The organism is Ectopseudomonas khazarica (assembly GCF_004521985.1).
Taxonomy (GTDB): Bacteria; Pseudomonadota; Gammaproteobacteria; order Pseudomonadales; family Pseudomonadaceae; genus Aquipseudomonas; species Aquipseudomonas khazarica.
The window spans coordinates 78,068-104,930 of sequence record NZ_SBHZ01000012.1; the positions used below are offsets into that span (position 1 = coordinate 78,068).

Below are 26,863 nucleotides of genomic sequence, written 5' to 3' on the forward strand. Positions count from 1 at the left end.
TATCTCAGTCGGCAATCTTGAGTTTGCGCGACTCATGGTAGAAGTAGCGGATCTTCTCGTACTCGAATGGCGAGTTGAGCTGGCCGTAGCGGAAGCTGGTGTTGGCCCTCTCATCGACGGCGCGTATCGCGATGGGCAGCGCCTCGCTCAGGCTGGCATCGACCACGCCGAGATAGTTGACCGTGCTCGCCAGGCTGTAGTCCACCGTCAGCCCGGCGGTGTCACGCAGGTTGGAGGGGCCCAGCAGTGGCAGCATCAGGTAGGGGCCCGCGGGTACCCCGTAGTGGCCCAGCGTCTGGCCAAAGTCTTCTTCCTGGCGCGGCAGCCCCATCATCGTGGCCGGATCCCAGATGCCACCCACGCCGATGATGGTGTTGAACAGCAGCCGTGCCGTGCTGTTCATCGCCCGCTGCCCCTTCAGCTGCAGCAGGCTGTTGGCCAGGGTCGGGATCTCCCCCAGGTTGCTGAAGAAGTTGTGCACGCCGCTCTGCACCAGGTTCGGGGTGACGTAGCGGTAGCCTTTGACGACCGGCAGGAACACCCACTGATCGAAACGGTAGTTGAAGTGGTAGACGCGGCGGTTCCAGGGTTCCAGCGGGTCATAGACCCGCAGTGCGTCGCTGGAGGCGCGTTCGAACTCCTGCTGGTCCAGTCCGGGGTTGAATTTCAGGTCCTGCAGCGGGTTGGTGAAGCCGTCGGCGTCGACCTCGCCGGCCCAGGCGTGTGCACTGGCCAGCAGCAGGGCGATGATCAGGGTGCTGTGCTTAGCCACGGAAGAACTCCAGCATGGCGTCGCTGTTGACGCGGTAATTGAGGTTGCCGCAGTGCCCGCCATGCGGGTACAGGGTCAGGCGCTCGCCGAAGGTGCGCCGCAGGAAACCGATGTCGCCCTTGCCGAGAATCAGGTCGTCGGCGTTGTGCATCACGGCGATCTTGTCGCTGCCGCTGAGGTAGTCCTCGAGGGCGTAGAGGCTGCTCTGTTCGATCAGCTGGTTGAGGCTGCCGCCGTCGTAGCGGGCACGCCACATGGGCATCAGTTGTTCGGCGATGTAGCAATCGAAGTCGCAGCGCAGCGCCAGCTGGAAGAACGGGGTGAGGCTGGTGCTCTCGGTGATGCGGTAGTCGCGCGGGGTGATCAGCCCGCGCCGGTTGAGCAGGTCCGAGGTGAAGACGATATCGGCGGAGGAGAAGCGGAACGAGGTGCCGATGAGCATGGCCATCTGCTCGTCGGAGAGCTTTTCCTTGGATTGCTGGAAGTCGTAGAGCATCGCCTCGTTGATATCGAGGTAGCCCTTGTCGTTGAAGTAGCGGGTCAGCTTGCCCAGCACCAGCTCATAGAAGTTGGTGCTGTTGTCGATGCCCTGCACCCGGGTCTGCACCAGCTTGTCGAGGTTGCTCACCGAGGTGTAGAGGTTCACCGGCGGGTTGAGCAACAGCACGCGCTTGAAGTTGAAGGCGCGGCGGGTTTCGTCGATCTGGCTGACGAAGGCGGCATGCAGCGCACCGAGGCTGTAGCCGGTGAGCAGGTATTCGCTGACTTGCAGCTTCGGGTGCTGGGCGCGCACCGCCTGCATCGCCCGGTACAGGTCGTCGGCATCGTCCGGGCTGTAGCCTGGCGTGGCGAAGCGCGAGGCGGCGGCCATGAAGTCGTAGCTGGTTGGCGAGGACAGCTGCACGACATGGAAGCCGGCACCGTAGAACAGCTTCTTCAGGTATTCGGTGATGCTGCTGGCGTAGCTGGCGCCGGTGCCGGAGATGATGAAGATCAGCGGCGCGCTGCCCTTCTGCTCGGCCAGGCGGTATTGCAGCTTGGTCACCGGCCAGAAGTTGTCCAGCAGTTCGAACTCCCGGTCCGGGCGCAGGCGAACCGAGTAGTCGCTCTGGTCGATGTCACGGTCATCCGGCAGGGCAGGGCGCAGTTCGGGCGGTGTGGTGGCGATGGTCGCCTCGAACGGGTTGGCCAGCGGATAGCCGTAGCTTTGCGCGTCCACATCGGCGGCCGTCGCGGAGACACAGAAGACCAGGCCGCCGAGCAGGGCGGCGAGTCGGGCAAGGCTGGGCATGTGGTAAGACCCTTTTAATAAGCGAACATCGGGATTGAAGCGCTCGCTTATGACAGCAGCAAGTCGGGCAAAGTGCCACGTTGCCGTCAACAAGATACATCGAGTCGGTCTGTCCAGCGTCCTTTTCGTCGCCTGCGGGTGTCGCCCTCGGGATAGGCGGATGCCGGCGTCACGCGTGGTGATGCAACCAGGCGTGCTTGGGAATCAAGTCCTCGCGCTTGCGCTGCTCCAGGCGTGCCCAGACTTTCTCGTGGAAGTAGAAACCGACCGAGTTGCACAGCGGCTCCACTGCAGCCACCAGGCCGCTGACCGCGATGCTACCGGTCAACAGGTAGGCCACGCCGAAGGCGATGCAGAAGTGCATGATGGTGAAGGTCAGGGTCTTGAGCATGGCGCACCTCGATGAGAATCATTTACCGATGAGGCTCAGGTTAGTACGCCGCGGGTGCCCGGTGAAATGCGCTGTGTCCATGGCCTCGATAGCCTGCGCACATGAAAGCTTCTCGTGTGAAAGCGGCCGTCTATTCACTTCTCCCGCTTGCCTGCGGCGCGCTAGAGTGCCGCTCTTCATCACAGGGAGTCCCGGTTCATGCACATCCGCGATATCGCCTTCGGCATCACCGACTGGTCCGCCGTCACGCCAACCGAGCACCCGGGCGAAACCGGTCTCGCGCGCTGGAGAACCTGCCAGTTTGGCGAGGTACGGGTGCGCATGGTCGAGTACTCGCCGGGCTATCTGGCCGACCACTGGTGCCGCAAGGGCCATGTGCTGCTGTGCCTGGAGGGCGAGCTGCACACCGAGCTGGAGGACGGCCGCGTCTTCGTGCTGCGTCCGGGGATGAGCTACCAGGTGGCTGACGACGCCGAAGCGCACCGTTCCTTCACCGAACAGGGCGCACGGCTGTTCGTGGTCGACTGAACCCTCGCCCGCCGTGGCAATTTGCCTTGCCTATTCATGAGTCTGATGGAGGGCGGTGTCCCCGGTCTTCCTCGCTACACTCTCTGGCATTCCCACAGGACATGTAAGGCAGGTTCGCTATGCAAAACCGCATGATGATCACGGGGGCCGGTTCCGGCCTGGGGCGCGAGATTGCCTTGCGCTGGGCTCGCGATGGCTGGCGCCTGGCGCTGGCGGACGTCAACGAGGCTGGCCTGGCGGAAACCCTCAAGCTGGTGCGCGAGGCCGGCGGCGACGGCTTCACGCGCCGCTGCGACGTGCGTGACTACAGCCAACTGACGGCACTGGCGCAGGCCTGCGACGAGCAGTTCGGCGGCATCGACATCATCGTCAACAATGCGGGGGTGGCTTCCGGTGGCTTCTTCAGCGAGCTGTCGCTGGAGGACTGGGACTGGCAGATCTCGATCAACCTGATGGGCGTGGTCAAGGGCTGCAAGGCGTTTCTGCCGCTGCTGGAGAAGAGCAAGGGCAAGATCGTCAACATCGCCTCGATGGCGGCACTGATGCAGGGGCCGGCGATGAGCAACTACAACGTGGCCAAGGCCGGCGTGGTGGCGCTGTCGGAGAGCCTGCTGGTGGAGTTGCGGCAGCAGGAGATCGGCGTGCATGTGGTCTGCCCGTCGTTCTTCCAGACCAACCTGCTGGATTCCTTCCGTGGCCCGACCCCGGCAATGAAGGCCCAGGTCGGCAAGCTGCTGGAAAGCTCGCCGATCAGCGCGGCGGACATCGCCGGCTACATCCATGACGAGCTGGCCAAGGGCAGCTTCATGATCCTGCCGCACGAGATGGGGCGCATGGCCTGGGCGTTGAAGCAGAAGAACCCGCAGGCGCTCTACGACGAGATGGCCGGCATGGCCGAGAAGATGCGCGGCAAGGCCCGATCCGTCAGCTGACCAACAGGTCAGTTATTTGCCCCTGCAGGCTTGCCTGGCAAGGCCTGCGGGGGTAGGGTGACGGCCCCGGCCTGCCTGCCGCCCTGACCTTGGATACTCCGTGAAACCAGCCTCTCGGGCCCTGTTGTTGATGGCCCTGGTGCTGGCGGCGATCAATTTGCGCCCCGGCATCACCTCCCTCGCGCCTCTCATCGAACGCATCGCCGACGAACTGTCGCTCAGTCGCGGTTTCATCAGCCTGACCACGGCACTGCCGGTGCTGTGCATGGGCCTGTTGGCTCCTCTGGCGCCCCGTCTGGCCGTGCGTTGGGGGCTGGAGCGCACGATCATGCTCTGCCTGGCCCTGATCGGCCTGGCCCTGCTGGCCCGTCTGGCCGCGCACCAGAGCGCCGTGCTGATCGGCAGTGCCATTGCCCTGGGCGCCGCCATTGCGGTCGCCGGGCCCTTGCTGTCCGGTTTCATCAAGCGCCATTTCGCCGGTCAGATGAGCCGTGTGGTGGGCTGGTACTCGCTGGGCATGGCCATCGGCGGCGCCGGTGGTGCCGTGCTGACTGCGCCGGCGACGCAGCTGTTCGGTGACGCCTGGCACCTGGGGCTGGCCATATGGGCGCTGCCGGCGCTGCTTGGGGTGATGCTCTGGCTGTGCCTGCCCAACCAGAGCGGCAGCACGGAGGAACGCGAAGGCGGCGGGCTGCCCTGGCGCCAGCCGCGCGCCTGGCTGATCAGCGGCTTCTTCGCGATTCAGGCCGGTCTGTTCTACGCCATCGCGACCTGGGCCGTGGCGCGCTACCACGAAGCGGGCCTGAGCATGCTGCACAGCAACTCGCTGCTGAGCTTCATCATGCTGATGGGCCTGCCCAGCTCCTTCCTGCTGCCCTGGCTGGCGCAGCGCTACGACGCACGCTATCAGCTGTTGCTGGCCTGCGGCGTGATCACCTGCAGCTGTCTGGCGATGATCACCTTCCTGCCACGCGTGGTGCCGGAACTGTGGGCGGTGATCATGGGCTTCTCCCTGGGCGGCTCCTTCGCCCTGTCGCTGGTGTTGCCGCTGTACGAGGCAGGCTCGCCGCTGGCGGTCAGCCGCTGGACCGCGATGATGCTCTTCACCGGGTATGGTCTCGGCTGCCTGACGCCGATTCTCACCGGTCTGGCGCGGGACCTGTCCGGCAGCTACCAGTTGCCGTTCATGGTGCTCACGGCCCTGGCCCTGGTGATGATCCTGATGGCCTGGCTGCTGGGGCGCGGTCGACGCCGGCAACGCTAGAATTCGCGCCAGTTCCTTTCTTGCCCTGGCAGGCTGTGTTAGAAGGCTTTCTGCTTATCCAGGAGTGCCGGTGTGGAGTCAGAATCCATCGTCTATGGCTGTATCCGCGACTGGCCCTCGGATGATCCCGAGCTACGTCGCTTGCGTCGTGAAACCAACCACGGTGTGCTCGCCGAACTGCCGGCCGGTGAACTCTGGCCGTTTCTCGGTCGCGAGATGTTCTCCTTCTGCGAACTGCCGGGGGCGGGGCTCTATCAGACCCAGGTGATCCACTTCGGCGCCAGCTACGGCGCGGTGGAATACGAATGGAACCTGTGGATCGAGGCCTTCGAGGCGCTGCTCAAGCGTCTGTACTGGGCCAGCGCGGTGGTCCATCTGGAAACCGAGCTCAACGGTATGCACACCTTCCGTTGGGAGTCCGACAGTGGCTTTCACAGCCCGCAGGAGGGTTCCCTGCGCGTGCGTTGTGCCTGGGAGCGCGAAGGCGCCTTGCGCGGCTAGGCTGGGGCGATGATCAATTACCTGTGGTTCCTGCTCGCGGCCGCGTTCGAGATCGCGGGCTGCTACGCCTTCTGGATGTGGCTGCGGCTCGACCGCAGTGCCTGGTGGATAGTGCCGGGGCTGCTCAGCCTGGCACTGTTCGGCCTTTTGCTGACCCGTGTCGAAGCCGCCTTCGCCGGGCGCGCCTATGCGGCCTATGGCGGCGTGTACATCGTCGCCTCGCTGGCGTGGCTGGCACTGGTCGAGAAGAGTCGGCCGCTACTCAGCGACTGGCTGGGGGCGGCGCTGTGCCTGGCGGGTGCCGCGATCATCCTGCTCGGGCCGCGCATCCAGGGCCCCTGATCCGCTTATAAGCAGTGGAAGTAAAAAAGTTCCGCTGTAATCAAATCTTTATATATCGGCAACTGAGCTGAAATAACCCCCCGCCAAGATTCCCCCCAACACGAACGAGCCCATCGCTCGGGTGTTTTCAACACTTAAAGTTCAACAGGGGAATCCTCGATGATCCGTAAGCACTTCGCCGGTTTCGCAGCCAGCGCTCTGGCTCTGGCCGTCTCCGCCCAGGCTTTCGCCGGTACTGTTACCACTGACGGCGCCGACCTCGTGATCAAGACCAAAGGTGGCCTGGAAGTCGCTACCACCGACAAGGCGTTCAGCTTCAAGCTGAGCGGCAAGCTGCAGTGGGATGCCACCAACTTCGATGGTCTGATGGCTGCCGATCAGAACCAGCCGTTCGACGATACCTTCAACACCTTCATCCGTCGTGGTGAGTTCGGTCTGGAAGGCACTGCCTACAGCGACTGGGACTGGGGTCTGCGTGTCAGCTATGACGAGTACGACGACACCAGCGTCGACCGTGCTTTCATCGCGTACAAGGGCCTGGACTTCGCCAAGATCACCGTTGGCCGCTTCGGTGTGGACTACGGTCTGGAAAACACCACCAGTTCGTCCTGGATTACCGCCATCGAGCGTCCGTTCATGTACGACTACCTGAACGGTGACGAGGACACTCAGTTCGGTGTGAACATCAAGCACTCCGGCGATAACTACGGTCTGATGGCTCAGGTCGCCACCTACGAAGACAAGTACGAGAGCGACGACAACAACGAGCTCTACGGTTACACCCTGCGTGCCCACTGGGCGCCGTACCTCAACGGCACCGATGTCATCCACCTGGCGGCCAACTACCACAACTCCGAAGCCGATGACGAACGTGCACGCGCACGTACCCGCATGGGCATCCGCAGCGACAATGACTTCCGCCTGACCCTGGGTGACGTCACCGTTGCAGACAAAGACAACGAGTGGGTTCTGGAGTCCGGCGCGCAGTTCGGTGCTTTCCGTGCCCAGGCCGAGTACTTCCAGCGCCAGATCAGCGGTGAAACCGCTGGTGGTGCCAACTCCGACGTCGATATCAGCGGCTACTACGGTCAGGTTTCCTACATGTTCAACGGCGTGCGTCAGTACAAGGCTGCCGATGGCAAGTGGGACAAGCCGGACAACATGAACGGCTCCTGGGAAATCTTCGCCCGTTACGAAAGCTCCACCGTCGACTCTGACGCCAATGCTATCCCCGCCAACCTGGGTATCGCTGGTCTGGTGGCTGATGACGCCAGCAAGGAGTTCGAAACCAAGGCCATGGTGCTGGGTGTGAACTACTTCGTGAACCCGGCGGTGCGCGTGAGCCTGAACTACGTCGACTATGAGGTCGACAACCTGGATACCTCCAGCCAAGTCAACGGCGAAGATGTACAGGACGACGGTAAGGCCATCGTAGGTCGCCTGCAGTACGTCTTCTAAGCTTCACTCCCTTGAAGTGTTGCTCCTGATTCGAGCCCCGCGTTTCGCGGGGCTTTTTTATTCCTTTGTATTGATGGAAAAGCGCTATGCGTAAGACTACCGCTCTGCTGCTATCGATCGGTTTCAGCGCCATTGCCCTGGCGCAGGATTACAGTGCGGCCAAACCGGGCGAATTGCTCCAGGTGCCGCTGACGTCCTTGCATCCGACTCAGGCAGCAGTGGGCTATGACCAGATTTTCTATAAGCTCGGGCGCTTCGCCAATGAGCGCAACAAGCTGTTCGATGAGTACTGCGAGGCCAACGGCCAGGGCGAGAGCGCCAGGGTGCCTGGCGATGCAGACCTGCACAAACCGGACAGCTTCAGCTGCCAGAACGCGGTTGGCACTCGCAGCAGCGAGATGAAAACCGTCGTGATCGGTCCGCAGGGCAAACTGTTCCTGACCGATGGCCATCACACCTTCACCGTGCTGCTGGAGCATCCCGATGCTGGCGCCGACCTGAACATGTGGGTGCGCGTTACCGACAACTTCAGCGACAGTGCCGACATGGCCAGCTTCTGGCAGCGCATGGCGCAGGCACGCAAGGTATGGCTCAAGGATGGCAATGGGCGAAGCATCGACCCGCAGCAGATACCTGCCCAGCTGGGGCTTCAGCACTTGGCCGACGACCCTTATCGTGCGCTGGTGTACTTCACCCGCGAGGTCGCTTATGACAAGCCGCGCTCCGGAGAGGTGGCCCCTGAGTTTCTCGAGTTCTACTGGGGTAACTGGCTGCGCTCGGTGATGCCGCTGGAAGGTTATGACCTGAGTGATCGTGGCGATTACCGGGACGCCGTCGAGGCCGCCGCGAAGAAGATGGTGGCCCTGGCCCCGGACGAGATCGTCGGTGACAGCGGCTTCAAGGCGCGCGAACTGGGCGGTTACTCGTCCATCGACCGCAAGGAGCTGAACAAGGTCGCTGGACGCAAACTGAACTATGCCACCCGTTACAAGAAGGCGCTGGCCGAGGGAAGCTGAGGCCTGTAACGAAAAAGCCCGGCGCTGGGCCGGGCTTTCTTCTGCGCTTGCTCGGCTCAGTTCTGCTTCTTGTAGTTGTCCAGCGCTGTCTGGATCATCTGCCGCGCTTCGGCGGCATTGCCATAGCCATTCAGCTCGACTTTCTTGCGGCCTTCCGGCAACTGCTTGTAGACGCGGAAGAACGCCTCGATGCGCTGGCGCTCGATGGCCGGCAGGTCGCCGATGTCCTTGATGCTGTCGTAGGTCGGGTCGATATCGCTGCTGGGGACGCCGATGATCTTCTCGTCGTGCTCGCCGCCGTCGATCATCTTCAGGTAGCCGATGGGGCGGAACTTGATCAGCACGCCCGGGTGCAACGGCTCACGAGTCAGTACCAGGCCATCCAGCGGGTCATTGTCGCCACCCAGGGTACGAGACAGAGAGCCATAGTTGGCTGGGTAGACGACCGGCATCGACTGGAAGCGGTCGACGAACACCAGGCCTTCCTCGTTGATCTCATACTTGGTGAAGCTGCCCGCGGGAATTTCCACCGCCATGTGAACGTTGTTCGGAGCATCCTTCGCCTGGCTCGCGTGAAACGGGTGGGTGATCGACTGCTGCGCGAGTGCGGCACCGCTACCGAGAAGCATGGCGACGCCAAGGGCGAGAAGGGACTTTTGCATGGATGACTCCTTTGCAGAGCTGAAGGTTATAAAGGTTGGCCTTCTCATATTGCGGGCGCATTGTTAGAGATATATTGCAACCTCGCTTCTGGGATTCGTTGTCATGCCCGTCACCACCCTCGATTCACTTCACGCGCTCTCCGCCGATACCTGGGACGCCCTGCTGCCCGGTGCTCAGCCGTTTCTGCGGCATGCATTTCACAGCGCTCTCGAAGACAGCGGCAGTGTCGGGGGCGACACTGGCTGGCAGCCGTCGCATCGTCTCTGGTGCGATGACCAGGGGCAGGTGAGGGCGGCGTTGCCGGCCTATCTGAAGCGGCATTCCTATGGCGAGTACGTGTTCGACCACGCCTGGGCCGATGCCTGTCGGCGCGCCGGGATCGCCTATTACCCGAAGTTGCTGGGCGCCGTGCCGTTCTCGCCGGTTGCCGGTGCGCGGCTGCTGGGGGAGCCCCGCTGTGCGGGCGCGATGCTCGATGAGCTGACGGCCGAGCTGGAGGCGCAGGGGTTGTCGAGCCTGCACATCAACTTCACCAGCCCGGCATGCGATGCGTTGCTGAACGGCCGTGACGGCTGGCTGGAACGCCTGGGTTGCCAGTTCCACTGGAACAATCGCGGTTACCGTGACTTTCAGGACTTTCTCGACGCGCTCAGCTCGCGCAAGCGCAAGCAACTGCGCAAGGAGCGTGAGCAGGTCGCGGGGCAGGGCATCGAGTTCGAGCGACGCCTGGGCCATGAGCTGAGCGAGCAGGAGTGGGACTTCGTCTACCACTGCTACGCCAACACCTATCACGTTCGGGGGCAGGCACCCTATCTGACGCGGGCCTTCTTCAGCCTGCTGGCCGAGCGCATGCCGGAGATGATTCGCCTGGTGTTCGCGCAGTTGCGCGGTCGGCCGGTGGCCATGGCATTCAGCCTGGTGGACGGGGATACCTTCTATGGCCGCTACTGGGGCTGCCTGGCCGAGTTCGACCGGCTGCATTTCGAAACCTGCTTCTACCAGGGCATGGAGCTGGCCATCGCCGAAGGCTTGCGGCGCTTCGATGCCGGCGCGCAAGGGGAGCACAAGCTGATCCGTGGTTTCGAACCGGTCATCACGCGTTCCTGGCACTATCTCTGCCATCCGGGGCTGCGTGCTGCCGTCACCGACTTCCTCGTGCAGGAGCGTTCCGGCGTGCTGTCCTACGCGGAAGAAGCACGCAGCTACCTGCCGTTTCGCCATGCTGGCGAGAGTTGACCAGTCGCTCAGGTAGTGCCGGCGGGCATGCAGCTGCCGTTCGCCGGAAGTTCCCCGGGGCGTAGGTTTCTGCAAAAACTCCAGAGTTTTCGGCAAGAAGCCCGTTCGGTTCTGCCACTAAATTCCGCCCTTCACTTTCGTTACGACCGTTTTTACCCTTATGTATTGGTCAGACCAGCGTTGCTGGGCTAGACCCTTAGCCAGGGCATTGCGTGATTGCAGTACGGTCGTGACGCGATTCGGTGGCCGCAGGCGTCAGCCTGGGAGATCGGGAAGGATGCTTCCTGGTCGTGCTCACCCGGCATCGGTGTGACGAGGAAAAGAGACCGAAGCCCGCATCCGCACAGGTGGATGCAGCATGCCTTCAGGGTTCGGTGCCCGAGAACAACAAACGAGAGGGGAGCCCCCCAATGACAGCTAGTACTCCAATGCTCGTCACCTTCGTGGTGTACATCGCAGCCATGGTACTGATCGGCCTGATCGCCTATCTGCGTACCAAGAACCTTTCCGATTACATCCTGGGTGGTCGCAGCCTCGGCAGCTTCGTGACCGCGCTGTCCGCAGGTGCCTCCGACATGAGCGGCTGGCTGCTCATGGGCCTGCCGGGCGCGATCTTCGTTGCCGGTATTTCCGAAAGCTGGATTGCCATCGGCCTGGTCATCGGTGCCTACCTCAACTGGCTGTTCGTCGCCGGTCGCCTGCGCGTGCAGACCGAGCACAATGGCAACGCCCTGACCCTGCCGGACTACTTCACCAATCGCTTCGAAGACAACAGCCGCATCCTGCGCATCTTCTCGGCAGTGGTCATCCTGGTGTTCTTCACCATCTACTGCGCCTCCGGCGTGGTGGCTGGCGCCCGTCTGTTCGAAAGCACCTTCGGCATGAGCTACGAAACCGCCCTGTGGGCCGGTGCCGCAGCGACCATCGCCTACACCTTCATCGGTGGCTTCCTGGCGGTGAGCTGGACCGACACCGTGCAGGCCACCCTGATGATCTTCGCCCTGATCCTGACCCCGGTATTCGTGCTGATCGGCACCGGTGGCTTCGATCCGGCGATGACCGCCATCGAGGCGGTCGACCCGAGCCACTTCGACATGCTCAAGGGCGCCACCTTCATCGGCGTGATCTCGCTGATGGCCTGGGGCCTGGGCTACTTCGGCCAGCCGCACATCCTGGCGCGCTTCATGGCCGCCGACTCGGTCAAGTCGATCCCGGCTGCCCGTCGCATCTCCATGACCTGGATGATCCTGACCCTGGCCGGTGCCGTGGCCGTCGGTTTCTTCGGCATCGCCTACTTCTCCGCGCATCCTGAACTGGCCGGCCCGGTCGGCGAGAACCCGGAGCGCGTCTTCATCGAGCTGTCCAAGCTGCTGTTCAACCCCTGGATCGCCGGTATCCTGCTGTCCGCCATCCTGGCAGCGGTGATGAGCACCCTGAGTTGCCAGCTGCTGGTGTGCTCCAGTGCGCTGACCGAGGACTTCTACAAGGCATTCCTGCGCAAGGGCGCTTCGCAGTCCGAGCTGGTCTGGGTCGGCCGCGGCATGGTGCTGCTGGTCGCGCTGGTCGCCATCGCTCTGGCGGCCAACCCGGAAAACCGCGTACTTGGCCTGGTGTCCTACGCCTGGGCCGGCTTCGGTGCCGCTTTCGGTCCGGTGGTGATCCTCTCGCTGCTGTGGAAAGGCATGACGCGCAATGGCGCGCTGGCCGGCATGCTGGTTGGTGCCACCACCGTGATCGTGTGGAAGAACTGGATTGGCATGGGGCTGTACGAGATCATCCCGGGCTTCATCCTCGCCACCCTGGCGATCGTGATCTTCAGCCGCATCGGTCAGGCCCCGAGCCAGTCGATGCTCAGCCGCTTCGATGAGGCCGAGAAGGAATACAAGTCGGCGTAAGTGCGCTGGCTGTAGCCGAAGGCGATGACTGGCAGACAGTCATCGCCTTTTTCTTTGCGCTGGCGTTAAGGTAGGCGCCTGCCATTTCGCAACGGATGTCCGCATGACCAGCAACGATCCTCTCCACGGCCTGACCCTGCAGGCGATTCTCGGCGCATTGGTGGAACGCCTGGGCTGGGATGGCCTGGCGCGGCAGATCGATGTGCGCTGTTTCAAGCATGAGCCCAGCATCAAGTCGAGCCTGGCCTTCCTGCGCAAGACGCCCTGGGCCCGTGCCAAGGTCGAGCAGCTCTACCTCCAGCAGTTCAAGTCCTGAGTCCGCTCAGTTGGGCGACAGGCCAAGCGTCTGCAGCGCCTGACGGTAGTTCGCACCGGCCATGCGCAGGCCGTTGTTGTGGTTGGCGCCGTCGATCAGCAGCAGTTGCTTGGGTTCACTGGCCGCGGCGAACAGCTCCTCGCTGAAGCGCGACGGCACGTAGCGATCATCACGACCGTGGGCGATCAGCACCGGCACACCGACTGCGCCAATCTTGCCGAGCGAGTCGAAATCCTGCGACAGCAGCCAGCGCACGGGCAGCGAGGTATGGGTGACTGCAGCGGCAATGTCGCCCAGGTTGGTGAAGCTGGATTCGACGATCAGCCCGCCGGCTTGTGCGCTGCTGTGTTCACTGGCCAGTTCATGGGCCAGGTTGACGGCCACGGCGCCACCGAGGGAGTGGCCGTAGATGAAGCGCTTGCCCGGCTCGGGTTGCAGGCGAGCCAGGTGCTGCCAGGCGATCGCGGCGTCCTGGTAGACGCTACGCTCGGAGGGCAGCGCGCCACGACTCTGACCGAAACCGCGGTAGTCCACGGCCAGCACCGAGAATCCCATGGCATGCAGCTGCTCGATGCGAAACAGCTGGCCTGTCAGGTTCCAGCGAGAGCCGTGCAGATAGAGCAGGGCTGGCGCGTCCTGCCGGCTGGCGGGCCACCACCAGGCATGCAGGCTTTCCTCGGCCGTCAGCTCGGGGGATTGCAGTTGCACGTCCTCGAGCCCGGCCGGCAGGCCATTGAACCAGCGGGCGGTGCCCGGCTCGATACGGAACACCAGTTCGCGCTCGGTCTGCTCCAGTTTGGCGCAGCCTATCGGCAGCAATGCCAGCAGGCACGCGAGGATGATCAGGCTCAGGCGACGACGGCGCAGCAGGGCCAGCCAGGACAGGGGCATGGGCGACACTCACGAAAGAAAAACGCTGGTGCTGCCATGGACTGCACAGGCGCTGCCGGGTTTCCTGCGCCTGCCCCCGCGCTGGTTACCAGGTGTTACCGCCAACTGATCTGAGGGGCGCTCAGGGGCGCCTGGCATCCGGTCGCGCTGCCTGGTTCCAGATAGGGCGCGAGTATCGGCGCCATGCCCTTGAGCACCTGCACCGGCAGCGCCGAGGTGAAGGTGAAGCGCTCGGCTTCGCGCCCCGGCACGAAGGCGGTGAGCGTGCCGTAATGGCGCGGGCCGAGGAAGAACACGAAGGTGGCCGTGCGGTTCATCGCCCGTGAGCTGATCACCCGGCCGCCGGCGCCAACGCTCTCGACACGGTTGTCGCCGGTGCCGGTCTTGCCGCCGAGCGTCAGGCTGTGGCCATCCTGCAACTGGAAGCTGCCTTGCAGCCGGCGTGCGGTGCCTCCCTCCACCACCTGGGACAGGGCGTCACGCAACGCGGCGGCGACTTCGGAGGCCATCACCCGCCTGCCGCCCTGGGTGTCGCGCTCGACGCGGGTTTCGTAGGGCGTGTCGGCGGCGAAGTGCAGCGCATCGATGCGCAGGACGGGCTGGCGAATGCCGTCGTTGAGGATGATGCCCATCAGCTCTGCCAGCGCTGCCGGCCGATCCCCGGAACTGCCCAGCGCGGTGGCCAGCGACGGCACCAGATGCTGGAAGGGGTAGCCCAGGTTCTGCCAGCGGCGATGGATGTCGGAGAAGGCTTCGACTTCCAGCATGATGCGGATGCGACTGTCGCGCGCGCTCTTGTGGCGGCTGCGCAGCAGCCAGCCGTAGACCTCCTGGCGCTCGTCGACGCTGGCGGCGACGGCGTCGTTGAAACTGGCCTGCGGGTGGTCGATCAGGTAGCCCAGCAGCCACAGCTCCAGCGGGTGCACACGGGCGATGTAGCCCTGGTCGGGGAGGCTGTAGGCGCCAGGCCCGTAGTCCTGGTAGAGGCGCGTGATGCGCTGCTCGCTGAGCCGTTCCTGCGGCAGCTGGGCGCGCAGGAACGCGGCGAAGCTGGCCTCGTCGGCGTGCGGCAGCAGATAGCGGTGCACGGCGGCGAGGCGCACCGAGGTCTGGCGCAGGCCGCTGATGAAGGTCTCCAGGCGCTGTTGCTCGGGCTGGCCCTGGTACTTGCGCCAGAAGCGCAGGAGAAAGGTGCGTCCTTCGCGGTCGGCGAAGCGCTGCAGGTATTTCAGGCGGCGCGGGTCCTTGTCGTCCTTGAGCAGCTCGGCGCTGTTCTGGTAGGTGCTGTAGCGCACCAGATCGCGCATCAGGCGCACGAAGGGCAGGTTGATCGACTCGCGCAGGGCCTCGCGCAGGGTCGGGTTGCGGGCATTGTCCTCGCGGCGGAAGTTGCCGAAGCTGTGCAGGCCGCCTCCGGTGAAGAAGCGTTCGTTGGGATTGGCCGAGTAGCGCCGCTCCAGCGCCGCCTGCAGCATGCCGGCCAGGTCCGCCTGCGGGTTGGCCTGCAGGTAGTCGACCGCCCAGCGGCTCAGGTGATCCTGGCGGGCGATGTCCACCTCACGCAACTCGGCCGGGGTCTTGCCTGCGTGCTGCCGATGCAGTTCGGCGATGATCTCCAGGTAGGTGGCCAGCACGCGCAGCTTGGCGGTCGAGCCCAGTTCGAGCTTGCTGCCCTCGTTGATATCGAACGGCTGGTCGGTACTGTCGGTCTGCACCCGCACCCGACTGCCAGTCGCGGTGCGCTCGAACAGGGTGAAGCTGTAGCGCACCTCTGCAGTCTTTTCCGGGGACAGCAGGCGCTCGCCGAACAGGCCGATCTGCCCGGCGAACTGCGGTTCGGCCAGCTGCTGCAGGTAGTGGCTGACCTGCTGCTGCAGGTCGTACTGCAGGGTGCTGCTGGCGGCGAGGTCGAGGCGGTCGAGGTCGTAGAACGGCATGCCCAGCAGGTTGGAGAGACGCGAACGGGCGACGCTGATGCCTTTGTCGTTCTCCTGCACGCGCAGGTTGGGCTCCAGTTGCCAGTCCCGATAGACCAGGCGCTGGCCCAGGGCGGCGTCCAGCAGGTCATGGTCGATCAGCCCGCCACTGGCCAGCAGGCGGATGTGGCTCTCGGTCAGGTCCTCCAGGTCGTGCCGGCCCTGGGCCAGGTAATAGGAGGGGCGGCGCTGGGCGATCATCAGCGACAACACCTGGCGCAGCGCCAGGCCACGTTCGGCGAGGCTGGCCTCGGTCGAGCGGGCGGGGTCGAGCAGCGCATTGATGCGTTCGAAGTCCGCGCCGTACCAGATGCGCAAGCCGTCCGCCAGGCCGTGCACCTCGCCATGGCCTGGCGCGGCGGAGAGCGGCACGCTGTTGAGGTAGTCGCGCACGATGCGCTGGCGCGTCTCCAGCGTCTGCGGGCCCTGCTGGTAGGCGCGCACGCTGGCGGAAATCATCTGCCGCAGCTTTTCCCCGGCAGACAGGGTCAGCCCGTCCGGGGAGTGACGGTACTTCTCCAGCTGGGTTGCCAGCGTACTGCCGCCGGCCGACTGGTCCTGAAGGTCGAGCACCTTGCCCACCTGGGACAGCGCGGCAATGGCGAAGCGTGGCCAGTCCACCGCTGGGTTGGCCAGCGGTTGTGCGTGGTCGAGCAGGTGACGGTTCTCGATGAACAGCAGGCTGTTCACCACCAGGGGCGGAATGCTGGCGAAATCGGCATAGCCCTGGCGTGGATAGAGAAATGTGTAGAAGGGGCTGCCACGGCAGTCGCTGATGCTCAGGCCACTTTGGCTCTTCTCGGCGAACGGCGGGAAGAGGCCGCGGCGGGTGTAGGCCAGCAGTGCGTCGGAGAAGCGCGACTGCGTGCTGATCAGGTAGTCGCGCTGCTGCAGGCGCTCCAGCATCAGCGGCAGGTAGGCATAGCCCTGGCGCTTGTCGAACGGCCCATCGGACGGGTAGACGATGCGTTCGCTGGGGCCGGGTTCGACCTGGTAGCCGAGGCTGGCCGCATAGCGGCTCAGCTCGCGTGACTGGAAGTGCGCGCTGCGCGACTCGTATACCAGCAGCGCCGTGCCGAGCAGCACCAGCAAGGTCAGCAGGAGATAGAGGTAGGTGCGCCAGCGACGCTTGCTGGTCGGCGCACCAGGCGAGTCCTGCAGGTCGGGCGAGCGGACCAGGACACCGTGCTGCGGGTTGGATTGCCATGATGCGCCCATATACCACCGGCCCGGCCTGTCGGCCCCATGTGAACTGCACCAGTGCTCGCGTGCCGGCAGCACTGCGTTCGTCGCCACTCATGCCCTACAGCTTAGTCGATGGCGCCTGCGGTATTGCTCCGCCAACAGGGCTGCTAGACTCGCTGCAACGCAAGATGCAGGGGGCCCCGCATGCAGCGCGACCATCGAGAACAGCTTCAGCAGAGCTGGCAGGCCAACGCCGATGCCTGGGCTGCCGCCGTGCGCGAGCAGCGCATCGAGAGCCGTCGCCTGGTCACCGATGCCGCCATCATCCAGGCGGTGCTGGCGCTGCAGCCCAGGCGTGTGCTGGACATCGGTTGCGGCGAGGGTTGGCTGTGCCGGGGGCTGGCCGAACATGGCATCGAGCCGGTCGGCGTGGATGCTTCGGCACCCCTGATCGAAGCCGCTCGTGCCGCCTGCGACGGGCGCAGCCAGTACCGTGTCTGTGGCTATGCCGAGCTGGATCAGCATGCCGAGCAGCTCGGGCGTTTCGAGGTGCTGGTGTGCAATTTCGCCTTGCTGGAGGAGCCCCTGCAGCCGGTGTTGCAGAGCCTGCATGCCCTGCTCGCACCCGGCGGTAGCCTGCTGATTCAGACCTTGCACCCCTGGCGCGCCAGCCATGGCGAACCCTACCAGGATGGTTGGCGGGTGGAGGACTTCGCCGGTTTTGGCGAGGGCTTCCAGGCGCCCATGCCCTGGTTCTTCCGCACCTTGCAATCCTGGCTGACGCTCTTCGGCGAGACCGGCTGGCGCCTGGAATGGCTGCAGGAGCCGTTGCACCCCGAAAGCGTCCAGCCGGTTTCCCTGCTGCTTCTGCTCAAGCCACTCTGAACCGGCCACGTTCGTCGGCCATGGCGCGGCAGTGAGCCGCGCTCAATCACTCGAGGATCTGTCGATGCGCAAGATTGAACTGGCTGGTAGCCAGGTACCGGTGATCGGGCAGGGCACCTGGCGCATGGGGGAAGACCGGCAGCAGCGCGCGCGCGAGGTCGCGTCGCTGCGTGAGGGGCTGGATCTGGGCATGACGCTGATCGACAGCGCCGAGATGTATGGCGAGGGTGGTGCCGAGCAGGTGGTGGGAGAAGCCATTGCCGGGCGTCGTGACGAGGTGTTCCTGGTCAGCAAGGTGTACCCGCACAATGCCAGCCTGGACGGTGTGCAGGCGGCCTGCGAGCGCAGCCTCAAGCGCCTTGGCTGCGAACGTATCGACCTGTATCTGCTGCACTGGCGCGGCCGTTATCCGCTGGCGGAAACCGTGGCAGGCTTCGAGCGCTTGCGCGAACAGGGCAAGATCGGCGCCTGGGGTGTTTCCAACTTCGACCTGGACGATCTGCTGGAGCTGGATCAGCCGGGCTGCAGCACCAATCAGGTGCTGTACAACCTCGAGGCACGTGGCATCGAATATGACCTGCTGCCCTGGCAGCAGCGTGCCGCGATGCCGTTGATGGCCTACTGCCCGCTCAGCCAGGCGGGGGCGTTGCTGCAGGCGCCGGCGTTGCGCGCGGTCGCCGAGCGGCATGGGGTTACGCCGGCCCAGCTGGCGCTGGCCTGGACACTCAGGCAGGACGGGGTGATCGCCATTCCCAAGGCGGTTGGCAGCGCGCACCTGCGCGACAACGCGGCGGCGGCTGCCATTGTCCTCGATACGCACGACCTGGAGTCGCTGGATGCGGCCTTCGCGCCGCCGCAGCGCAAGCGTCCGCTGGAGATGGTCTAGCGCCCCGGAGCGGGGCAGACCGGTGCTCAGTTGGCCGGGTCGGCGGCCAGACGCCCGGCATCCTTGAGCAGAGCCTTGAGGAAGGCATCCTGCAGCTCGGGGTCGTTGCGGGTCAGTTCGATCAGGCTCTGCTCCAGCTCGCTGGCTTCTTCCTCCAGGCCCAGATCGGAAAGGCGTTTGACCCGGTGCACCCACTGGGCGACATCATCGCCTTCGAGGTCGTCGAAGATCAGGTCGTGCGCCTCGCGCAGCTTGCCGCGCAGGGTGTGGCTGACCATCAGGGTCGTTTCGGCGCGGGCCAGGTCGTCGCCCAGCCGTTCCTCGACGCTCAGCTGCAACAGGTTCAGTCGCGTGATGTCCTGCTCGGTGAACGGGCTGTCCAGCAGATTGAGACGCAGCACGCCGGTGCTGTCGGTAAGCAGCTCGAAGCGTTGCTCCCCGGCCTGGACCTGTACCGCTCTCTCGGCCCAGGGCAGGTTGGTGTACTCCATGCGCCGATCGCGCTGCAGCTCCTCGATGCTCGCCAGGTTCTGCTCGGCACGGCCGTTGGATTCCACGTTCATGAACGGATTCAGGCCCGCCATGCCGTAGCTGACCCAGTCGCGGGTCGCGGTTTCCGGCAGGCTGCCGAGCAGCACCACGTTGAGCACGTTGGCGCCGACGCCGGCCACGACCGCGACGGCCCCCACCGGCACCTCGTAAAGCTCGCGCCAGGGCTGATAGGGCGTATAGCGGTCGTAACGGCGCGTGACCTCGAATGCGGTCACTTCGTAGCTCTTCTGGTCATGCACGCGGATACGCCGTTGCGGCAGCTCCAGCACCTTGGGCTCGCCCGTATCGATCTGCAACTGGTGATCCAGCAGTTTGCGCTCGATACGCTCCTCATGCTCGCTGCGCTGGGGGAGCTGGTTGGCGCAGCCGCTGAGAAAGAGGGAGCCGCACAGTGCGGCGCCAGTCAGGCGAAGGTTGTTGCTCGTGTGCATGATGTCTCGGTGCTACGTGATCAGCGGCTGATACGGGCTTGCAGGAAGGACAGGATTTCCGCCAGCGGTACAGCTTGCGGCTCGGTTTCGGCGCGGCTCTTGTACTCGAGGTTGCCCTCTGCCAGGCCGCGATCGCTGACCACCACGCGATGCGGGATGCCGATCAGCTCCATGTCGGCGAACTTGATGCCGGGGCTGGTCTTCTTGTCGCGATCGTCGAGCAGCACCTCGAAGCCCGCTGCGGTCAGTTGCGCATACAGCTTGTCGGTGGCTTCGCGCACCTGCTCGGTTTCGTAGCGCAGCGGTACCAGGGCGATGTGGAAGGGCGCCAGGGCGTCGTTCCAGCGGATGCCGCGCTCGTCGAAGTTCTGCTCGATGGCGGCGGCCACGACACGCGATACGCCAATGCCGTAGCAGCCCATGCTCAGGGTCACCGGCTTGCCGTTCTCGCCGAGCACCTGGCAGTTCATCGCTTCGCTGTACTTGGTACCCAGCTGGAAGATGTGCCCGACCTCGATGCCGCGTTTGATCTCCAGGGTGCCCTGGCCGTCCGGGCTGGGGTCGCCCGAGAGGACATTGCGCAGGTCGGCGACGGCGGGCAGGGGCAGGTCGCGCTCCCAGTTGACGCCGAAGTAGTGCTTGTCCTCGATGTTGGCGCCCGAGGCGAAGTCGCTCATCAGGGCGACACTGCGGTCGATCACGCAGGGAATCGGCAGATTGACCGGGCCCAGCGAGCCGGGGCCGGCGCCGATGGCGGCACGAATCTCGGCCTCGCTGGCCATCTGCAGGGGGCTGGCAACGAGTTCCAGGTTGGCGGCCTTGATCTCGTTCAGCTCGTGGTCACCACGTACCACCAGCGCGATCAGCTTGCCTTCCTCGGCGGCGTGCACCACCAGGGTCTTGATGGTCTTTTCGATGGCCAGGCCGAAACCGTTGACCAGCGCCTCGATGGTCTTGGTGTCCGGGGTGTCGACCAGGCGCATTTCCTCGGTCGCGGCGCCGCGCGCGCTTTCACGCGGCACGGCCTCGGCCTTCTCGATGTTGGCGGCATAGTCGGAGACGGTGCTGAACGCGATGTCGTCCTCACCGGATTCGGCCAGTACGTGGAACTCGTGCGAGCCGGTGCCGCCGATGGAGCCGGTGTCGGCCTGCACCGGACGGTAGTCCAGGCCCAGGCGGCTGAACACGTTGCAGTACGCCTGGTGCATGCGGTCGTAGGTTTCCTGCAGCGACGCCTGGTCGGCATGGAAGGAGTAGGCGTCCTTCATGATGAACTCGCGACCGCGCATCAGGCCGAAGCGCGGACGAATCTCGTCACGGAACTTGGTCTGGATCTGGTAGAAGTTGATCGGCAGCTGCTTGTAGCTGTTCAGCTCGTTGCGCGCCAGATCGGTGATCACTTCCTCGTGGGTCGGACCGACGCAGAACTCGCGGTCATGACGGTCATGAACCCGCAGCAGCTCGGGGCCGTACTGCACCCAGCGACCGGATTCCTGCCACAGTTCGGCGGGCTGGATGGCCGGCATCAGCACTTCCAGCGCGCCGGCGGCATTCATTTCCTCGCGCACCACGTTCTCAACCTTGCGCAGCACGCGCAGGCCCATCGGCAGCCAGGTGTACAGGCCGGAGGCCAGTTTGCGGATCATGCCGGCACGCAGCATCAGCTGGTGGCTGATCACCACGGCGTCGGAGGGAGTTTCTTTCAGGGTCGAGAGCAGGAACTGACTGGTACGCATGTTTGGCCGTTCTGTCGGTTGCTAGGGCTTGGAGTAGGCCGGCATTGTACGGTGCCTGTACAGTGGCGTACAGGACGGTTGCAGGTACTGCGACCGGCATTGGGCGCGGCGCTGCGTTAATCCAGGAGGGCGATGCTGTGGGACTGACTGCGCGTGAGGTTCAGACATTGATTCGGGCCGGGTTGCCCATGGCCGAGGACATCGACCTGCGTATCGACCGGCTCGACGAGGCGGGGGTGCTGGCGCGGGTTCCCTTTCATGCCAAATTGGTGCGTCCGGGCGGCACCTTGTCGGGGCCGACCATCATGGCGCTGGGCGATGCGGCGATGTACGCCGTGGTATTGGGGCGTCTGGGGCGCGTGGAGATGGCGGTGACCTCCAATCTCAACATCAACTTCCTGGTCAAACCTCAGCCGGTGGACCTGCTGGCCGAGGCGAGCATCCTGCGCTTGAGTCGGCGCCAGGCCGTCTGTGAGGTTTCGCTGTATTCGGCGGGGAACGAGGCTGAGCTGGTGGCCCACGTGACCGGGACATACGCCTTGCCAATCTGACCCGGCGTCCTGCCTATAAAAAGAAACCCGGCCTAGGCCGGGTTTCTTTGTTGTCGAATCACGCAGTCGTTACAGAACGCTCAGCGGGTATTCGACGATCAGGCGGAAGTCATTGACGTCGCCCTGGGTGTTGTTGCGGTAGAAGGCGTTACGAATGCGGAAGGACAGGTCCTTGGCCGCGCCTTCCTGGATCACGTACTTGGCTTCGAGGTCCAGTTCGCGCTCGGTGAAGCTGTCAGCACCGGTACCACGGATGTAGCGGCTCATGAAGCTCAGGCCCGGAACGCCGTAGGACGCCATGTTGATGTCGTAGCGAGCTTGCCAGGAGTTCTCGTCTTCGGCGTTGAAGTCGGAGTACTGAACCGAGTTGGCCAGCCAGATGGTGCCGCCGCCGTCTACGCCGTAGTCGTAGCCACGGTCGCCGGAGGAGCGCTGGTGAGCCAGGGTGAAGGTGTGGGCACCCATCGAGTAGGCAGCCGCGAGGCTCCAGATGGTGTTGTCTTCATCGCTGGTAGTGTTGGTGTACTGCTTGTCGTAGTCGGTCTTGTAGATGTTGAAGTCGAAGTTCAGAGCTTGTTCTTCAGCCAGCGCCAAGTTGTAGTTGACGTTGCCGTAGTACTTCTTCCAGTAGTCTTCTACATCCGACGCGTGGAAAGCCGCGCTCAGATCGTCGGTGAAGGAGTAGGAGGCGCCCACGATGTTTGCGTACTTCAGGCCAGACTCGCCTTTGCCGTTGATGTCATCGCGGCTGGAGCCGGTTTGGCTGCTCATGGCAGTGAAACGACCAGCGCTCAGCTCGAGGCCTTTGATTTCGTTGCTGACCAGGTAAGTACCGGTGGCAACTTCAGGCAGGATACGGCTGTCGTCGGTGGAGAACACCGGGCTGGCCACGAACTGGCTGCCATATTTCAGAACGGTATCGGAGATACGGAACTTGATGGCGCCGCCAACTTCGGTCTGGGTGTCGTCTGCGCGACCATCGTCGGTTGTGGCGAACAGGCCGTTTCCAACGCGGCCACGACCGCTGTCAATTTTGATACTGCTCAGGGAGTGAGCGTCAAAGCCGACGCCTACGGTGCCTTGGGTGAAGCCGGACTCATACAGCAGGCGGATGCCCAGACCTGTCTCTTCACGGTAACCGGCCCGGTTGGCGGAAGAGCTATTGCTGTTCGGGCCATTACGGAAGTCACGGTTCATGTACAGGGCACGGTTGAAGATGTTGAAGCTGCTATCTTCGATGAAACCGTTCGACTCGGACTGGCTGGATGCCACTGCCATCTGGGAAGTGCCCGCGGCGACTGCCAGGGCGATTACGCTCCACTTCATCACTTGCATCGTGATTGCTCCTTTGGTTTAGAAGAGTTGCGCTGCCCACTATTTTATTGTATGGGCGGCTCTTTCTTTTTGTGTCGGCGGTAACTTATAGCACGCAGCCAATTATGGCGATAGTTGCAGTCTATTCATTGCGGGTTCGTTCAGAACGGTGTCGCATGGCGTAATGAAGGATGTCGCAAATCTGTAGATCTTCACTTGCGTTGCGTTATGCCGACGCTCTCGCGGTTCTGGGTTGCCTGGTACCGCTGTTATTGATCGACTGCACGGCGTGCCGGGCATTGCTCTGACAGTTAGCAAAAGTCGTGCTCAAAACGCCAGGGATTCTGCAAAAACGTGATTTCCCGGTGCGAACCCCACGCGCGGCTGCGTGGGCGTTGCATTCTGTGGGCTTGCCTGTCGCCTGCGTGGGCGGTTGCGGCGTTTTCTCCCGGTGCGAAGGGTGCACTGTGGTGAGGCGTCGCGGTAACGCTTGAGGCGAGGTATTACGGGAGGAAACAAAATGGTGCACGCCGACGGTGCGGGTGCCTGTGACGTGCCTTGTACTGGTGCGACGCTTGCGGGTGAATTGTCGCGCGACCCTGCGTATGCTGCGCGCCATCGCGCCGGGTGTGGCTGGCGCTAAGCTTGATAGGGTCGGGTAAAGGAGGAAAACATCATGTTCACCCTGGATTCACGTCTTCAGCAGGACTGCCTGCTGGTCGGAGACTTTCCTCTCTGTCGCTTGCTGTTGATGAACGACGCCAGCTACCCCTGGTTCATTCTGGTGCCCCGGCGTGAAGAGGTCAGCGAGATCTTTCAGCTTGATGGCGCCGATCAGCGTCAGTTGTGGCAGGAGACTTCGTTGCTGGCCGAGACCCTCAAGGATACCTTCGCCGCCGACAAGATGAATGTGGCGACGCTGGGTAACGTGGTCAGCCAGTTGCACATGCACGTCATCGTGCGGCGACGTGATGACGCGGCGTGGCCGGCACCCGTCTGGGGGCGGCAGCCGGCCAGGCCTTACGGGGACGCGCAGATACGCCAGATCATCGACAAGTTGCGTCTGGTGTTGACCGAGGACTTCCAGTTTGCCGGAGGCCTGGCATGAGCCTGGAAGCCAGAATCATGGAGCTGGAAAGTCGTTTGGCCTTCCAGGACGACACCATCCAGGCGCTGAGCGACGAGTTGGTCGAGCAGAACAGGCGCATCGAGCGCATGCAGCTGCAACTGACAGCGCTGGCGCGTCGCCAGGAGGAGTTGAACGGCCAGGTCGGCATTGCCGAGGACGAAGCACCGCCACCGCACTACTGATATGAAAAAGCCCGGTTTCCCGGGCTTTTTCTTGTCGTCTTCAGCGCCGTGAGGGCGCGGCAGCGATCACATCTTCTGCCTGCAGGCCTTTGTCGCGCTGCATTACCGAGAACTCCACGCGCTGGCCTTCGATCAGGACGCGGTGGCCTTCACCGCGAATGGCGCGAAAGTGCACGAAGATATCCTCACCCGAGTCGCGGGAGATGAAGCCGAAGCCCTTGGAGGTGTTGAACCACTTCACCGTGCCGGTCTCGCGGTCTTCCTGGCTGGCGCTGTGCTGTGCGACGGCGCGTGGCTGGCTGTCACGCGGTTGCGGATTCAGCTGGGCGGTCAGTTGGAAGGCTACCGCGATACCGATGGTCAGTAGTGGCAGCCAGATCGCCGGCTGGCCGCCGATGTTGGGTAGCGGGGCGAGCAGGATCAGGCTCTGCACCACGGCCGCCAGGATCAGCAGTGCCGATGACAGGTTGGCCAGTTGCTGGCGCGGGGCAGGCGTGTTCTGTTGCGCTGCGGCAAGCAGGTTGAGCAGGCCGATCAGGGTCAGATAGATGGCATCGGGTGTGGCGAGGAACGCACTGGAAAAACCGGGAACGGCAGACAGCAGCAGGGCGGCAAACCCTGTCACGAAATGGGCAATCTTCAACATGTTGGACGAACTCACTGATTGAATGATGACTCAAGGTGTTGCGGAGGGAGCGCACGCTGTGGATGGCCAGTCGAACGGTCATCCTGGGCGCCTGTGGAGCAAGGTCGGCGCCGCCGCAGGGTGATAATGCGGCGTGCCGTCCTATTTAACAGCAAAGGCGGGGGCTTCTCAAATCAAGCGCTTAGCATTGTTTCGCTCTTGGCGGGGTGGACCTGGTTGCGGCCGCTGCGCTTGGCTTGATAGAGCGCATCGTCCGCTCGGGTCAGCAGCGACTCGAAGTCGTCTTCCGCCTCGGCCATCGCGCAGCCGAACGACGCGGTGATGCTGTCCAGGACCTGGTCGGTGCGCCTGACCTTGATGCGCAGCGACTGGATCTTGTTGCGCAGCTGTTCGGCGAACTCGATCACTTCGCTGAAACCCTTGCGGTCGCGCAGTACCACGCAGAACTCCTCGCCACCGTAGCGCGCCGCAAAGGCGCCGGGAGGCAGCAGGTCGCGCAGGAGTTGGCCGACATGCTGCAACACCCGGTCGCCGAGCGGGTGGCCGTACTGGTCGTTGAACTGCTTGAAGTGATCGATATCCAGGATCACCAGCGCCAGGCCCTGCTGGGACTCCGCGAGGGCGCGCTCCAGCAGGCGGGTGAAGGCGTGGCGGTTGAAGACGCGTGTCAGGCTGTCCAGCGTCGCGGCCATGTGCGCGCGCTCCAGCTGGCCACGCAGATGGGTGATCTCCTGTTGCGCGGCGCGCAGGCGATAGAGGAATTTCTCCTGCTGATCCTGCATCAGCTGGGTGCTTTCCTGCAGGTCGTTGAGGACGCTGGGCAGGTCGTCGATGATCGGTTCCTGCAGGGCGCTGAGGCCCTGGCTCAGGCTCTGCTGGTAGTGCTGGCTGCCGATGACGCTGTGCGAGACGTCGTCTTCGATGTCGTCGACCAGTTCGATCACCTGCTGCTGGCCGGCACGTGCCTCTTCCAGCTCGCCGCGGATGATGTAGTCGCGGAACAGCCGGCTTGCGGTCTCCGTCGGGAAGACATCGAAGTCTTCCACCGCCTTGTCCATGCGCCGATTGAGTTCCGGTTCGCTGCCCCGGCTGTAGGTGTACCACAGCGCGTAGTGCACCGGGTTCGGCGGTATGTCGTGGCGCATCATCAGGGGTACGGCCTGCTTCAGCAGCGAAGCCGCCTTGCGGGTTTCCTCCGGATACAGCTCGATGATGCTTGGCGGTCTGCTTGGTTGACTCATGGGGCGCGGGAACTCATTGGCGATTGGCCAGAGCATAGATCAGAGCGAGGCGGCGTGCCTAATGAAAAGGCCCGGATTACCGGGCCTCAGGGATGTTCAGGCAGCCAGCAGGCTACGCAGCATCCAGGCGGTTTTCTCGTGCACCTGCATGCGCTGGGTCAGCAGGTCGGCGGTGGGTTCGTCGCTGACCTTGTCCAGCAGCGGGAAGATGTTGCGCGCGGTGCGCACGACGGCTTCCTGACCCTGTACCAGCAGCTTGATCATCTCTTGCGCGCTGGGAACGCCTTCCTCTTCCTTGATCGAGGAGAGGCGGGCGTAGGCGGCATAGGTGCCAGGGGCCGGGAAGCCCAGTGCGCGAATACGCTCGGCGATCGCATCCACTGCCAGGGCCAGTTCGGTGTACTGCCCCTCGAACATCAGGTGCAGGGTGTTGAACATCGGGCCTGTGACGTTCCAGTGAAAGTTGTGGGTCTTCAGGTACAGAGTGTAGGTGTCGGCCAGCAGGCGCGAGAGGCCTTCGGCGATGGCGGCGCGATCCTGTTCAGCGATTCCGATGTTGATTTCCATGATCTTTCTCCTTTCAGGTGGGCCTGGGGAAGTCTGTTCCGCAATGTTGGGACGAGCCTAACATGCAGGATCCGAGAATAATCTTG

At 63.7% G+C, this 26,863-nt stretch carries 27 protein-coding genes and 1 pseudogene; 16 read left to right on the plus strand and 12 right to left on the minus strand.

Features of this window, described 5'->3' with window-relative positions:
- Positions 1-4 precede the first annotated feature (4 nt).
- From EPK82_RS16420 to EPK82_RS16430, 3 genes are all read right to left on the minus strand, one after another.
- Positions 5-772, minus strand: coding sequence for an MlaA family lipoprotein (locus EPK82_RS16420; RefSeq protein ID WP_037047204.1), 768 nt, complete (start codon positions 770-772; stop codon positions 5-7).
- On the minus strand, positions 765-2,063 hold the full coding sequence (locus EPK82_RS16425) for a type 1 periplasmic-binding domain-containing protein (RefSeq protein ID WP_134677321.1): 1,299 nt from the start codon (positions 2,061-2,063) through the stop codon (positions 765-767). Before EPK82_RS16425 ends, EPK82_RS16420 begins: the two co-directional genes overlap by 8 nt.
- 169 nt (positions 2,064-2,232) lie before the next feature.
- Positions 2,233-2,454 (minus strand): DUF2061 domain-containing protein, encoded by a 222-nt coding sequence (locus EPK82_RS16430; protein ID WP_134677323.1) that lies wholly within the window; start codon positions 2,452-2,454, stop codon positions 2,233-2,235.
- A 198-nt stretch (positions 2,455-2,652) separates the two neighbouring features.
- Here EPK82_RS16430 and EPK82_RS16435 point away from each other — a divergent pair, with 198 nt between their 5' ends.
- The 8 genes and pseudogenes from EPK82_RS16435 (at position 2,653) to EPK82_RS16465 (ending at position 8,495) form a co-directional block, all read left to right on the plus strand.
- Positions 2,653-2,982 (plus strand): DHCW motif cupin fold protein, encoded by a 330-nt coding sequence (locus tag EPK82_RS16435; RefSeq protein ID WP_037047219.1) that lies wholly within the window; start codon positions 2,653-2,655, stop codon positions 2,980-2,982.
- 119 nt (positions 2,983-3,101) lie between these two features.
- Positions 3,102-3,914 (plus strand): SDR family oxidoreductase, encoded by an 813-nt coding sequence (locus EPK82_RS16440; RefSeq protein ID WP_037047221.1) that lies wholly within the window; start codon positions 3,102-3,104, stop codon positions 3,912-3,914.
- Between the two features lie 130 nt (positions 3,915-4,044).
- Entirely contained in the window at positions 4,045-5,178 is a 1,134-nt protein-coding gene (locus EPK82_RS16445) for an MFS transporter (RefSeq protein ID WP_047592669.1), read from the plus strand.
- A gap of 72 nt (positions 5,179-5,250) precedes the next feature.
- Positions 5,251-5,679 (plus strand): hypothetical protein, encoded by a 429-nt coding sequence (locus tag EPK82_RS16450; RefSeq protein WP_037047227.1) that lies wholly within the window; start codon positions 5,251-5,253, stop codon positions 5,677-5,679.
- Between the two features lie 9 nt (positions 5,680-5,688).
- Positions 5,689-6,021 (plus strand): YnfA family protein, encoded by a 333-nt coding sequence (locus EPK82_RS16455; protein WP_037047228.1) that lies wholly within the window; start codon positions 5,689-5,691, stop codon positions 6,019-6,021.
- Positions 6,022-6,180: 159 nt separating this feature from the next.
- Positions 6,181-6,388: pseudogene (locus tag EPK82_RS25255) on the plus strand (porin); the annotation flags it as partial.
- A complete protein-coding gene (locus EPK82_RS16460) occupies positions 6,388-7,479 on the plus strand; it encodes an OprO/OprP family phosphate-selective porin (protein WP_455708953.1) in 1,092 nt (363 codons plus the stop codon). The pseudogene EPK82_RS25255 and the gene EPK82_RS16460, both read left to right, overlap by 1 nt.
- A gap of 86 nt (positions 7,480-7,565) precedes the next feature.
- The gene (locus tag EPK82_RS16465; RefSeq protein WP_134677327.1) at positions 7,566-8,495 is read left to right on the plus strand and encodes a ParB/Srx family N-terminal domain-containing protein; all 930 of its coding nucleotides are present in this window, start codon (positions 7,566-7,568) and stop codon (positions 8,493-8,495) included.
- Between the two features lie 56 nt (positions 8,496-8,551).
- On the opposite strand, the gene EPK82_RS16470 is transcribed toward EPK82_RS16465, so the two are convergent.
- On the minus strand, positions 8,552-9,157 hold the full coding sequence (locus EPK82_RS16470; RefSeq protein ID WP_037047231.1) for an inorganic diphosphatase: 606 nt from the start codon (positions 9,155-9,157) through the stop codon (positions 8,552-8,554).
- 103 nt (positions 9,158-9,260) lie between these two features.
- Here EPK82_RS16470 and EPK82_RS16475 point away from each other — a divergent pair, with 103 nt between their 5' ends.
- From EPK82_RS16475 to EPK82_RS16485, 3 genes are all read left to right on the plus strand, one after another.
- The gene (locus EPK82_RS16475) at positions 9,261-10,394 is read left to right on the plus strand and encodes a GNAT family N-acetyltransferase (RefSeq protein WP_134677329.1); all 1,134 of its coding nucleotides are present in this window, start codon (positions 9,261-9,263) and stop codon (positions 10,392-10,394) included.
- 410 nt (positions 10,395-10,804) lie between these two features.
- Entirely contained in the window at positions 10,805-12,289 is a 1,485-nt protein-coding gene (gene putP, locus EPK82_RS16480) for a sodium/proline symporter PutP (RefSeq protein ID WP_037047237.1), read from the plus strand.
- A 103-nt stretch (positions 12,290-12,392) separates the two neighbouring features.
- Positions 12,393-12,605: a VF530 family protein gene (locus EPK82_RS16485; protein WP_037047239.1), complete on the plus strand. Its 213-nt coding sequence runs from the start codon at positions 12,393-12,395 to the stop codon at positions 12,603-12,605.
- 6 nt (positions 12,606-12,611) lie between these two features.
- Here the strand turns inward: EPK82_RS16485 and EPK82_RS16490 are convergent, their stop codons facing one another.
- Together EPK82_RS16490 and EPK82_RS16495 are read right to left on the minus strand one after the other, a co-directional pair.
- A complete protein-coding gene (locus tag EPK82_RS16490; RefSeq protein ID WP_134677331.1) occupies positions 12,612-13,496 on the minus strand; it encodes an alpha/beta hydrolase in 885 nt (294 codons plus the stop codon).
- A 95-nt stretch (positions 13,497-13,591) separates the two neighbouring features.
- Positions 13,592-16,690 carry a transglycosylase domain-containing protein gene (locus tag EPK82_RS16495; RefSeq protein WP_134677333.1) on the minus strand — a complete coding sequence of 1,033 codons (3,099 nt, stop codon included), beginning with the start codon at positions 16,688-16,690 and terminating at the stop codon, positions 13,592-13,594.
- Between the two features lie 171 nt (positions 16,691-16,861).
- Between EPK82_RS16495 and EPK82_RS16500 the strand changes: the two genes are divergently transcribed.
- Both EPK82_RS16500 and EPK82_RS16505 read left to right on the plus strand, forming a co-directional pair.
- Positions 16,862-17,542, plus strand: coding sequence for a class I SAM-dependent methyltransferase (locus EPK82_RS16500; protein ID WP_037047246.1), 681 nt, complete (start codon positions 16,862-16,864; stop codon positions 17,540-17,542).
- Between the two features lie 64 nt (positions 17,543-17,606).
- Entirely contained in the window at positions 17,607-18,428 is an 822-nt protein-coding gene (locus EPK82_RS16505; protein WP_134677335.1) for an aldo/keto reductase, read from the plus strand.
- A 26-nt stretch (positions 18,429-18,454) separates the two neighbouring features.
- Here EPK82_RS16505 and EPK82_RS16510 read toward each other — a convergent pair whose 3' ends face one another.
- A complete protein-coding gene (locus EPK82_RS16510; RefSeq protein ID WP_134677337.1) occupies positions 18,455-19,411 on the minus strand; it encodes a hypothetical protein in 957 nt (318 codons plus the stop codon).
- 20 nt (positions 19,412-19,431) lie between these two features.
- On the minus strand, positions 19,432-21,147 hold the full coding sequence (locus tag EPK82_RS16515; protein ID WP_134677339.1) for a proline--tRNA ligase: 1,716 nt from the start codon (positions 21,145-21,147) through the stop codon (positions 19,432-19,434).
- Between the two features lie 143 nt (positions 21,148-21,290).
- Here EPK82_RS16515 and EPK82_RS16520 point away from each other — a divergent pair, with 143 nt between their 5' ends.
- A complete protein-coding gene (locus EPK82_RS16520; RefSeq protein WP_134677430.1) occupies positions 21,291-21,698 on the plus strand; it encodes a PaaI family thioesterase in 408 nt (135 codons plus the stop codon).
- Positions 21,699-21,767: 69 nt separating this feature from the next.
- Here the strand turns inward: EPK82_RS16520 and EPK82_RS16525 are convergent, their stop codons facing one another.
- The gene (locus EPK82_RS16525; RefSeq protein WP_037047253.1) at positions 21,768-23,033 is read right to left on the minus strand and encodes an OprD family porin; all 1,266 of its coding nucleotides are present in this window, start codon (positions 23,031-23,033) and stop codon (positions 21,768-21,770) included.
- 655 nt (positions 23,034-23,688) lie between these two features.
- On the opposite strand from EPK82_RS16525, the gene EPK82_RS16530 reads away from it, so the two are divergent.
- Positions 23,689-24,120 carry an HIT family protein gene (locus EPK82_RS16530; RefSeq protein ID WP_134677341.1) on the plus strand — a complete coding sequence of 144 codons (432 nt, stop codon included), beginning with the start codon at positions 23,689-23,691 and terminating at the stop codon, positions 24,118-24,120.
- Positions 24,117-24,323, plus strand: coding sequence for a SlyX family protein (locus tag EPK82_RS16535; RefSeq protein ID WP_037047258.1), 207 nt, complete (start codon positions 24,117-24,119; stop codon positions 24,321-24,323). Before EPK82_RS16530 ends, EPK82_RS16535 begins: the two co-directional genes overlap by 4 nt.
- Positions 24,324-24,363: 40 nt before the next feature.
- Here EPK82_RS16535 and EPK82_RS25215 read toward each other — a convergent pair whose 3' ends face one another.
- From EPK82_RS25215 to EPK82_RS16550, 3 genes are all read right to left on the minus strand, one after another.
- The gene (locus tag EPK82_RS25215; RefSeq protein ID WP_037047261.1) at positions 24,364-24,969 is read right to left on the minus strand and encodes a cold-shock protein; all 606 of its coding nucleotides are present in this window, start codon (positions 24,967-24,969) and stop codon (positions 24,364-24,366) included.
- A 173-nt stretch (positions 24,970-25,142) separates the two neighbouring features.
- Positions 25,143-26,210: a GGDEF domain-containing protein gene (locus EPK82_RS16545; RefSeq protein WP_167494367.1), complete on the minus strand. Its 1,068-nt coding sequence runs from the start codon at positions 26,208-26,210 to the stop codon at positions 25,143-25,145.
- Between the two features lie 96 nt (positions 26,211-26,306).
- Entirely contained in the window at positions 26,307-26,777 is a 471-nt protein-coding gene (locus EPK82_RS16550) for a Dps family protein (protein WP_037047267.1), read from the minus strand.
- Between the last annotated feature and the right edge of the window lie 86 nt (positions 26,778-26,863).

What these genes read in the sequence shown, in the direction of transcription:
- EPK82_RS16425 (WP_134677321.1), bottom strand. Translation starts at nt 2,063, where the DNA reads ATGCCCAGCCTTGCCCGACTCGCCGCCCTGCTCGGCGGCCTGGTCTTC.
- EPK82_RS16430 (WP_134677323.1), bottom strand. Translation starts at nt 2,454, where the DNA reads ATGCTCAAGACCCTGACCTTCACCATCATGCACTTCTGCATCGCCTTC.
- EPK82_RS16435 (WP_037047219.1), top strand. Translation starts at nt 2,653, where the DNA reads ATGCACATCCGCGATATCGCCTTCGGCATCACCGACTGGTCCGCCGTC.
- EPK82_RS16440 (WP_037047221.1), top strand. Translation starts at nt 3,102, where the DNA reads ATGCAAAACCGCATGATGATCACGGGGGCCGGTTCCGGCCTGGGGCGC.
- EPK82_RS16445 (WP_047592669.1), top strand. Translation starts at nt 4,045, where the DNA reads ATGGCCCTGGTGCTGGCGGCGATCAATTTGCGCCCCGGCATCACCTCC.
- EPK82_RS16455 (WP_037047228.1), top strand. Translation starts at nt 5,689, where the DNA reads ATGATCAATTACCTGTGGTTCCTGCTCGCGGCCGCGTTCGAGATCGCG.
- EPK82_RS16460 (WP_455708953.1), top strand. Translation starts at nt 6,388, where the DNA reads ATGGCTGCCGATCAGAACCAGCCGTTCGACGATACCTTCAACACCTTC.
- EPK82_RS16465 (WP_134677327.1), top strand. Translation starts at nt 7,566, where the DNA reads ATGCGTAAGACTACCGCTCTGCTGCTATCGATCGGTTTCAGCGCCATT.
- EPK82_RS16470 (WP_037047231.1), bottom strand. Translation starts at nt 9,157, where the DNA reads ATGCAAAAGTCCCTTCTCGCCCTTGGCGTCGCCATGCTTCTCGGTAGC.
- EPK82_RS16475 (WP_134677329.1), top strand. Translation starts at nt 9,261, where the DNA reads ATGCCCGTCACCACCCTCGATTCACTTCACGCGCTCTCCGCCGATACC.
- putP (WP_037047237.1), top strand. Translation starts at nt 10,805, where the DNA reads ATGACAGCTAGTACTCCAATGCTCGTCACCTTCGTGGTGTACATCGCA.
- EPK82_RS16485 (WP_037047239.1), top strand. Translation starts at nt 12,393, where the DNA reads ATGACCAGCAACGATCCTCTCCACGGCCTGACCCTGCAGGCGATTCTC.
- EPK82_RS16490 (WP_134677331.1), bottom strand. Translation starts at nt 13,496, where the DNA reads ATGCCCCTGTCCTGGCTGGCCCTGCTGCGCCGTCGTCGCCTGAGCCTG.
- EPK82_RS16495 (WP_134677333.1), bottom strand. Translation starts at nt 16,690, where the DNA reads ATGGGCGCATCATGGCAATCCAACCCGCAGCACGGTGTCCTGGTCCGC.
- EPK82_RS16500 (WP_037047246.1), top strand. Translation starts at nt 16,862, where the DNA reads ATGCAGCGCGACCATCGAGAACAGCTTCAGCAGAGCTGGCAGGCCAAC.
- EPK82_RS16505 (WP_134677335.1), top strand. Translation starts at nt 17,607, where the DNA reads ATGCGCAAGATTGAACTGGCTGGTAGCCAGGTACCGGTGATCGGGCAG.
- EPK82_RS16510 (WP_134677337.1), bottom strand. Translation starts at nt 19,411, where the DNA reads ATGCACACGAGCAACAACCTTCGCCTGACTGGCGCCGCACTGTGCGGC.
- EPK82_RS16515 (WP_134677339.1), bottom strand. Translation starts at nt 21,147, where the DNA reads ATGCGTACCAGTCAGTTCCTGCTCTCGACCCTGAAAGAAACTCCCTCC.
- EPK82_RS16525 (WP_037047253.1), bottom strand. Translation starts at nt 23,033, where the DNA reads ATGCAAGTGATGAAGTGGAGCGTAATCGCCCTGGCAGTCGCCGCGGGC.
- EPK82_RS16530 (WP_134677341.1), top strand. Translation starts at nt 23,689, where the DNA reads ATGTTCACCCTGGATTCACGTCTTCAGCAGGACTGCCTGCTGGTCGGA.
- EPK82_RS16535 (WP_037047258.1), top strand. Translation starts at nt 24,117, where the DNA reads ATGAGCCTGGAAGCCAGAATCATGGAGCTGGAAAGTCGTTTGGCCTTC.
- EPK82_RS25215 (WP_037047261.1), bottom strand. Translation starts at nt 24,969, where the DNA reads ATGTTGAAGATTGCCCATTTCGTGACAGGGTTTGCCGCCCTGCTGCTG.
- EPK82_RS16545 (WP_167494367.1), bottom strand. Translation starts at nt 26,210, where the DNA reads ATGAGTCAACCAAGCAGACCGCCAAGCATCATCGAGCTGTATCCGGAG.
- EPK82_RS16550 (WP_037047267.1), bottom strand. Translation starts at nt 26,777, where the DNA reads ATGGAAATCAACATCGGAATCGCTGAACAGGATCGCGCCGCCATCGCC.